General features: G+C 71.7%; 8 protein-coding genes. 3 read left to right on the top strand and 5 right to left on the bottom strand.

Going from position 1 to position 7,969, the window contains the following annotated elements; translation table 11 throughout:
• Positions 1-2: 2 nt before the first annotated feature.
• Positions 3-560 (bottom strand): sulfotransferase family 2 domain-containing protein, encoded by a 558-nt coding sequence (locus ACE3QY_RS21975; RefSeq protein ID WP_374458204.1) that lies wholly within the window; start codon positions 558-560, stop codon positions 3-5.
• Positions 561-682: 122 nt separating this feature from the next.
• Here ACE3QY_RS21975 and ACE3QY_RS21970 point away from each other — a divergent pair, with 122 nt between their 5' ends.
• Positions 683-1,336, top strand: a complete 654-nt coding sequence (locus ACE3QY_RS21970) for a hypothetical protein (protein WP_374458199.1) — start codon at positions 683-685, stop codon at positions 1,334-1,336.
• Between the two features lie 6 nt (positions 1,337-1,342).
• Here ACE3QY_RS21970 and ACE3QY_RS21965 read toward each other — a convergent pair whose 3' ends face one another.
• Positions 1,343-1,984 (bottom strand): sulfotransferase family 2 domain-containing protein, encoded by a 642-nt coding sequence (locus tag ACE3QY_RS21965; protein WP_374458198.1) that lies wholly within the window; start codon positions 1,982-1,984, stop codon positions 1,343-1,345.
• A gap of 65 nt (positions 1,985-2,049) precedes the next feature.
• Between ACE3QY_RS21965 and ACE3QY_RS21960 the strand changes: the two genes are divergently transcribed.
• A complete protein-coding gene (locus ACE3QY_RS21960) occupies positions 2,050-2,625 on the top strand; it encodes a cytochrome b (protein WP_374458197.1) in 576 nt (191 codons plus the stop codon).
• A gap of 8 nt (positions 2,626-2,633) precedes the next feature.
• Here ACE3QY_RS21960 and trxA read toward each other — a convergent pair whose 3' ends face one another.
• From trxA to ACE3QY_RS21945, 3 genes are read right to left on the bottom strand one after another with little or no spacing between them, the layout of a single operon-like run.
• The gene (gene trxA, locus ACE3QY_RS21955) at positions 2,634-3,314 is read right to left on the bottom strand and encodes a thioredoxin (RefSeq protein WP_374458196.1); all 681 of its coding nucleotides are present in this window, start codon (positions 3,312-3,314) and stop codon (positions 2,634-2,636) included.
• A gap of 37 nt (positions 3,315-3,351) precedes the next feature.
• Entirely contained in the window at positions 3,352-4,038 is a 687-nt protein-coding gene (locus tag ACE3QY_RS21950) for an MBL fold metallo-hydrolase (RefSeq protein ID WP_374458195.1), read from the bottom strand.
• Positions 4,035-4,739, bottom strand: coding sequence for a maleylpyruvate isomerase family mycothiol-dependent enzyme (locus ACE3QY_RS21945; protein ID WP_374458194.1), 705 nt, complete (start codon positions 4,737-4,739; stop codon positions 4,035-4,037). Before ACE3QY_RS21945 ends, ACE3QY_RS21950 begins: the two co-directional genes overlap by 4 nt.
• A gap of 164 nt (positions 4,740-4,903) precedes the next feature.
• Here ACE3QY_RS21945 and uvrA point away from each other — a divergent pair, with 164 nt between their 5' ends.
• Positions 4,904-7,966, top strand: a complete 3,063-nt coding sequence (gene uvrA, locus ACE3QY_RS21940; protein WP_374458193.1) for an excinuclease ABC subunit UvrA — start codon at positions 4,904-4,906, stop codon at positions 7,964-7,966.
• Positions 7,967-7,969: the final 3 nt, after the last annotated feature.

Here is a 7,969-nt window from a genome sequence, read left to right as displayed (position 1 = left end):
GTTCACGTGAGGCACGCGGCGTGGGGGGGGGGGGGGGGGGGGCCGCCCCCCCCCCCCCCCGGGGCTGAGGGCGGAGGGGGGGGGGGGGGGGGGGGGGGGGCCGCCCCCCCCCCCCCCCCCCCCCCCCCCCGCTTCTCCACCAGCTGGAGGTCGTCGACGAAGTTCTCGGTGCGGCCGACGAAGTCGACCTCGCGACCGGGAGCCCGCAGGTAGTGCACCTGCGGGCGGCCCACCCGGGGCAGCTCCTCGGTGCCGCGCAGCACGAACTCCTCGAAGCCGGAGTACGTCGACGCCGCGCGCCACATGTCGTTGCCGCGCATCTTCTCGCCGGGCGGCTTCCCGCTGGCCGGCCCCCAGGCACGGTTCCAGTCGTCGACCATCGACCACCACGACACCATCCGCGCCCACGGGTTCCGCACGAACGCGAAGGACCAGTAGTCGGCCACGTCCGGCTCCGCGCGCAGGATCCGTGCGTACGGCGCGTGCCGGCCCAGAGGCGGCTTCACCCCCGGCGTCTTGCTGCGCGCGTCCGGGCAGCAGCGCGTGAACGCGACCCCCACGGAGACCCCGCCCGTCTTGGGCACGTGCACGAACAGCGCACGCCTGGAGTCGGAGATCAGCACGGGCGCGAGGCTAACCCACGCACCGCTGGAAGGATCCACCGATAGGGGATGATCGGCGCGTGATGACGTTCCTCGGTCGCGGCCCGGGCCGCGACTTCGTGCTGCTCGCCCTGCCCAAGACCGCGAGCACGTCCCTGGAGCGCACCCTGGCGCCGTACGCCACCGAGGTGATCGGCTCGCCGCCCGGCCAGAAGCACCTGCCCGCGCGCGGTTTCGTGCACACCATGGCGCACGACCTGGCCGCGCAGGGCCATCCGCGCGAGTCGTACGAGCTGGTCACGATGTTCCGCGAGCCGATCGCCTGGCTCGAGTCGTGGTGGCGCTACCGCGCCCGCGAGGACAGCCGGCAGTCGACGGCCGACCTCACCTTCGACGAGTTCGCGCGGCTCTACCTCGCCGGCGCCGACGACGCGCCGGTGCCCAGGGGACGACCGGCGAAGTTCATCCACGCCCAGGGCGCCGTCGCGGTGGACCGCGTCTTCAGCGTGGAGCGCCCCGACGTCTGGGCGGCGTGGTTCGGCGAGCGGCTCGGGGTGCGGCTGGAGTTCGAGCGCCGCAACGCCTCCACCGCCGAGCGGGGCGACCTGGCCGATCCGACGCGTGAGGCGCTGGTCGCCCACTTCGCCCCGGAGTACGACGTGTGGCGCCGGCTCGCCGGGACCGGCGAGTGGGCGGGCGCGCGCGGCACCGTGCTGGCAGAGCCCGCTCAGTAGGTCGGCTCAGTAGGTGTAGCCGAAGAGCTCGATGTCCTCGGCGTAGACCTCCGCGATGCGCTGGCGGGTCTCGTCGGTGTAGTAGTCGTGGTAGGTGCCGTGCTTGGACTTGTTCTTGTGCACGGGCGTGGAGGGCTCGAGGCCCAGGTGCACCTGCACCTTCTGGAGGTCCTCCACGAAGTTCTCGGTGCGCCCGATGAAGTCGACCTCGCGGTCGTGCTTGGGCGCCCGGAGGTAGCGGATCTGCGGCACGCCGACCCGGGGGAGCTCCTCGGTGCCGCGCATCACGAACTCGTCGAAGCCGGAGTACGCCGCGGCCGCACGCCACATGTCGTTGCCGTCCCGCATCGAGCCGTGCTTGACGTCCTGCGGCTTGCCGCTGGCCGGTCCGTGCCGGCGGTCCCACGCGGAGATCATCGAGTACCACGACACCATCCGGGCCCAGGGGTTCCGGACGAAGCCGAACGTCCAGTAGTCCACGACCTGCGGCTCGTGCTTGATGATCTTGCCGAGCGTCGCGTGGCGGCCGATCGGGACGCGGGCCTTGCGGGCGTCGGGGCAGGCCTCCTTGACCGTCTCCTCGACCGAGACGCCGCCCGTCTTGGGGACGTGGACGAAGAGGACCTGCCGGGAGTCGCTGATCAGCACGCGCCGAGGCTATCCCACCCCGGGGAGGGTCTCGGCACCTCGTGGGCAGCCCCTAGCATCGCCGGATGCCCGACAGCACGGACACTGCCGGACCCGCCCGCGGCTACCGCGCTTCCCAGAAGCTGCTGCACTGGCTGACCGTCCTCGCGGTCGCCGCCCAGTTCGCCGTCGGCTACAACCTCGACCTCGATGACGACTGCGACCCGCCGGGGGAGGACCTCAGCGGCGGCGACACCAGCGACGCCTTCGAGGACCGGCTCGACCGGCTCGAGGACCAGTGCGAGGCGCGCGCCGACGACTACGACCTGCTCGGCGGCGGCTTCGACCTCGCCGAGCTCCACCTGGTGCTGGGACTGACGGTCCTGGCGCTGGGCGTCGCACGGCCGCTGTGGCGCCGGGTGGCGGGGCTGCCGCCGTGGTCGGAGCACCTCTCGGCCGCGCAGCGACGGCTGTCCACCTGGACCGAGCGCGCGCTGATGTCGTTGCTCGTGCTCGTCCCTCTGTCAGGACTGCTGCTGGTCGGCACCGGCGACGACGCCTGGCTGCCGCTCCACGTCGGGGCGCACGTGGCCTTCTTCGTGGCACTCGCCGCCCACCTGTCGACCAACCTGCGACCGGCGGTCCTGCGCCGGATGCTCTGAGCGGGCCGTCAGCGCTCGAGGGGCCAGCCGCGCTGGGCCCAGCCGCCGGTGCCGCCGGCGACGTTGACGGCCGGCACGCCCTGGGCGCGCAGGTGGTCGACCACCTGGCGGCTGCGCCCGCCCGACTGGCAGATCACGAAGACCGGCTGGTCGGTGGGCAGGTCGGCGACCCGGCCAGGGACCTCGTTCATCGGGATGTGCACGGCGCCCGGGACGCGCCCGCCCGCCACCTCGTCGGCCTCGCGGACGTCGACGACGTACGCCCCCTGACTGTGCGCGGCGGCGAAGTCGTCGAGCCCGACCTCGTCCTGGGGGCCGTTGGCGGCGGCCTCCTGCGCGGCCTGCACCTCCTGACGTACGGCATCCATGTCGAGCTCGCGCGCCTGCCGGATCACGTCGGTCAGGGCCTGGGGCGGCAGCGCGCCGGCCTGGTTGAAGAGGAGGACGCCGTCGCGGAACAGCATCAGCGTCGGGATCGAGGTGATCGCCGCCATCTGGCTCAGCTGCTGCTCGGCCTCGGTGTCGACCTTGCCGAAGACGATGTCGGGGTTGTCCTCCGACGCCTTCTCGAAGACGGGCGCGAACTGGCGGCACGGACCGCACCACGCAGCCCAGAAGTCGACGAGGACGATGCCCTCGGCGCTCACCGTCTGCTCGAAGTCGGCCAGGGTCAGCTCACGCGTGCTCATGCCTCCAGCCTGCCACGGCGGGCCAGCGGACGCCGCGTCACCAGCCCCGCTCGCGCCACTCCGCCAGGTGCGGCCGCTCGTCGCCGAGCACGCCGTCGTCGCCGTGGCCTGGGTAGAACCACGTCTCGTCGGGGAGCCGGTCGAAGATCCTCGTCCCCACGTCGCCGATGAGCTGGGTGAATGCGTCGGCGTCGCCGAAGGTCGCGCCGACGCCGCCGGGGAACAGGCAGTCGCCGGTGAAGAGGTGCGGGGCAGGGGCGACCTCCTCGTCGTGGAGCAGGAGGCAGATAGAGCCGGGCGTGTGGCCGGCGATCGGGATGACGGTGAGGTCGCAGGTGCCGACGGCGACCTTGTCGCCCTCGCCGACCCGGCGGTCCACGGTGACCCCGGTCTGCTCCTCGATCGCGTCGGCGTCGGGGGAGCCGGCGACGACGGTCGCGCCGGGGTGGGCGGCCTTGACGGCGGCCAGCGCGCGATGGTGGTCCCAGTGCTGGTGCGTCGTCACGATCGAGGTCAGCGTGCGGTCGCCGATCAGCTCCAGAAGCCGCGACGGCTCGGCAGCGGCGTCGACCAGGACCACCTCGTCGGTCTCCGAGCAGTGCAGCAGGTAGCAGTTGTTGGACATCTTCTCGTCCACCGCGACCTTGGTCAGCGTCAGGCAGCCGAGGTTGCGGACGTCGGGCGCCCCGCCGGGGGTCACGCGGCCCGTGTAGGTGTCGCTCACCACGCCTCCATCTCCGGCAGGCGGCCGGTGTCGGACGTCAGGCCCTCTCCGGTGCCGCGGCCGGTCAGCCACCACCCCAGCGCGGACGCCGTGCCGGTGACGACGGGACCGCCCTCGCCCTCGCCGTAGCGCCAGGTGCCGTCGAGGTCGGTCGGCCGGACGCTGAACGGCTCGGCGGTCGCGAACTTCGTCAGCGAGTCGAGCAGGATCGACCGGAAGTCCTCGCCCCAGTCGGCTGGCGCGTAGCCGGCGTCGAGGTCGGCGTGGTGGATCTCGACCTCGCGCAGCCGCATCAGGGGGACGTTGGCGAGCGCGATCGACTGGCCGCCGGGGGTGCGGTCGAAGCGGCCCTCCCAGTCACCGGGCGCCATCGCCTCGAGCGCCTCGGTGAACCGGCCGGTCGCCGCCAGCAACCGCTCGCGGAGCTCGGTCGGGTCGGCGCCGGCCAGCTCCTCGATGTCGCCGTCGCGGGCCTCCTGCGAGGCGTACATCGTGCGGGGCTCGCCGACGTGGGCACCGTGGAGCACCCCGGCGAGGCCCTCGGCGTTGAGCGTGAGGTGGGCGATGACGTGCGCCCGGGTCCAGCCAGGCAGCAGCGAGGGCTCGGCGTACGCCGGGTCGGGCAGGCCGTCGACGGTGCGGATCAGCTGGTGGTCGGCCCGCGCGATCAGGTCGGGGGAGAGGCCAGTGAGGTCGGTCACGCAGCACATCGTGCCACCTCGTCGGCACCCACCCGGGCGGGTGACGGATGGGCCCGTTGTCGGTGCCCCGTCATAGGGTGGTAGAGCGTGTCGGTTTGACCCCGACCCTCCATCGAGACGAACATGTGTTCGACTCCGCCATGCTTCCACGAACGAGGACCACTGTGGCCGACCAGCTCATCATCCGGGGCGCCCGCGAGCACAACCTGAAGGACGTGTCGCTCGACCTGCCTCGGGACTCCCTCATCGTCTTCACCGGCCTGTCCGGGTCGGGCAAGTCCAGCCTCGCGTTCGACACGATCTTCGCCGAGGGCCAGCGCCGCTACGTCGAGTCGCTGTCGGCGTACGCGCGCCAGTTCCTCGGCCAGATGGACAAGCCCGACGTCGACTTCATCGAGGGCCTGAGCCCGGCGGTCAGCATCGACCAGAAGTCCACGTCGAAGAACCCGCGCTCAACGGTCGGCACCATCACCGAGGTCTACGACTACCTCCGCCTGCTCTACGCCCGCGCCGGTCGCGCGCACTGCCCGACCTGTGGCGCGCCGATCGAGCGCCAGACGCCGCAGCAGATCGTCGACCGCGTCCTCGCGCTCGAGGAGGGCCGCCGCTTCCAGGTCCTCGCGCCGGTGATCCGCGGTCGCAAGGGCGAGTACGTCGAGCTCTTCCGCCAGCTCCAGCAGCAAGGCTTCAGCCGCGCCCGCGTCGACGGCCAGACCCACACCCTCGACGAGCCGCCGACGCTCGACAAGAAGCTCAAGCACACGATCGAGGTCGTGGTCGACCGCCTCGCCGTCAAGGAGTCCTCCAAGCGGCGCCTCGCCGACTCGGTCGAGACCGCGCTCGGCCTGGCCGGCGGGCTCGTGGTGTTCGACTTCGTCGACCTGGACGACAAGGACCCGCACCGGGAGATGCGGTTCTCCGAGAAGATGGCGTGCCCCAACGACCACCCCATCGACACCGACGACCTCGAGCCCCGCTCGTTCTCGTTCAACTCGCCCTTCGGCGCCTGCCCGGTCTGCTCCGGCCTCGGCACCAAGATGGAGGTCGACCCCGAGCTCGTCGTGCCCGACCCGGGAGCCACGCTCGGCGAGGGCGCGATCGCCCCGTGGAGCGGCGCCCACGTCGCCGACTACTTCCTCCGGCTGGTCAACGCGCTCGGCGAGGAGCTCGGCTTCGACCTCAACACGCCGTGGGACCAGCTCTCCTCCCACGCACGCTCGTCGCTGCTCGAGGGCCACAAGACCAAGGTCCACGTCGTCACCAAGAACCGCTACGGCCGCCAGCGCGCCTACTACGCCGCGTTCGAGGGCGTCCGTCCCTATGTCGAGCGTCGGCACCGTGAGGCCGAGTCCGACACCAGCCGCGAGCGCTTCGAGGGCTTCATGCGCGAGGTGCCGTGCCCGGCCTGCAAGGGCACCCGCCTGAAGCCGGTGTCCGTCTCCGTCACCCTCGGGGCGAAGGAGCAGGGCGGCAAGAACATCGCCGAGGTGTGCGCCCTCCCGATCAACGAGACGGCCGACTACCTCCGCAACCTCGACCTCTCGGTCCGCGAGCGCCAGATCGGTGAGCGCGTGCTCAAGGAGATCCAGGAGCGCCTGCAGTTCCTGCTCGACGTCGGTCTCGACTACCTCTCCCTCGACCGGCCCAGCGGGTCGCTGTCGGGCGGCGAGGCGCAGCGGATCCGGCTCGCCACCCAGATCGGCGCCGGCCTCGTGGGTGTGCTCTACGTCCTCGACGAGCCGTCGATCGGCCTCCACCAGCGCGACAACCACCGCCTGATCGAGACCCTGGTCCGGCTCAAGGACCTCGGCAACACGCTGATCGTCGTCGAGCACGACGAGGACACCGTGCGGGTGGCCGACTGGGTCGTCGACATCGGGCCGGGCGCCGGCGAGCACGGTGGACAGGTCGTCCACTCCGGGTCCGTCGAGGACCTGCTGACCCACCCCGACTCGATGACCGGGCAGTACCTCTCCGGTCGTCGCGAGATCCCGATCCCGCCCGTGCGCCGCCCGCGCACCGTGGGCCGCGAGCTCAAGGTCCACGGCGCCCGCGAGCACAACCTGCAGAACGTCGACGTCAGCTTCCCGCTCGGCGTGTTCTGCGCGGTCACCGGCGTCTCGGGGTCGGGCAAGTCGACCCTGGTCAACGACATCCTCTACACCTCGCTGGCCAAGCAGATCTACAACGCCCGCGCGGTCCCCGGCCGGCACACCAAGATCACCGGCCTCGAGCACGTCGACAAGGTGATCCACGTCGACCAGTCGCCGATCGGCCGCACGCCGCGGTCCAACCCGGCGACCTACACCGGCGTCTTCGACCACATCCGTCGCCTGTTCGCCTCGACCCCCGAGGCGAAGATGCGCGGCTACCTCCAGGGCCGCTTCTCCTTCAACGTCAAGGGCGGACGCTGCGAGGCGTGCTCCGGCGACGGCACGATCAAGATCGAGATGAACTTCCTGCCGGACGTCTACGTCCCGTGCGAGGTCTGCCACGGCGCGCGCTACAACCGCGAGACGCTCGAGGTCCACTACAAGGGCAAGACCATCGCCGAGGTCCTCGACATGCCGATCGAGGAGGCCGCCGACTTCTTCGCCGCGGTGCCGGCGATCGCCCGTCACATGAACACCCTCCAGGAGGTCGGGCTCGGCTACGTCCGGCTCGGGCAGCCGGCCACCACGCTGTCCGGCGGCGAGGCGCAGCGCGTCAAGCTCGCCAGCGAGCTGCAGAAGCGGTCCACCGGACGCACGGTGTACGTCCTCGACGAGCCCACCACCGGCCTGCACTTCGAGGACATCCGCAAGCTCCTCGGCGTGCTGTCCAGCCTGGTCGACAAGGGCAACACCGTCCTGGTGATCGAGCACAACCTCGACGTCATCAAGACCGCCGACTGGCTGGTCGACATGGGTCCGGAGGGCGGCTCGCGCGGCGGCACGGTCGTCGCGGAGGGCACGCCGGAGGAGGTCGCCGCGGTCGCGGAGAGCCACACCGGCACCTTCCTGGCGCCGATCCTCGAGGGTCGGGCTGCCCGGCAGCCGGGCAAGCCCCGTCGGGCCACCACCGCCGCGGCGAAGTCCGCGCCGGCCCGCAGCACGGCCACCAAGAAGACGGCGGCCAAGAAGACGGCGGCCAAGAAGACCGCTGCGAAGAAGACCGCTGCGAAGAAGACCGCTGCGAAGAAGACGGCTGCGAAGAAGGCACCGGCGAAGCGGACGCCGAAGGCGTAGTCA

This window comes from Nocardioides sp. (assembly GCF_041913365.1).
GTDB lineage: Bacteria > Actinomycetota > Actinomycetes > Propionibacteriales > Nocardioidaceae > Nocardioides.
The sequence above is the reverse complement of the archived record's forward strand: the minus strand, read 5'-3'. Positions and strand labels throughout refer to the sequence as shown.

What these genes read in the sequence shown, in the direction of transcription:
- trxA (WP_374458196.1), bottom strand. Translation starts at nt 3,314, where the DNA reads ATGAGCACGCGTGAGCTGACCCTGGCCGACTTCGAGCAGACGGTGAGC.
- ACE3QY_RS21960 (WP_374458197.1), top strand. Translation starts at nt 2,050, where the DNA reads ATGCCCGACAGCACGGACACTGCCGGACCCGCCCGCGGCTACCGCGCT.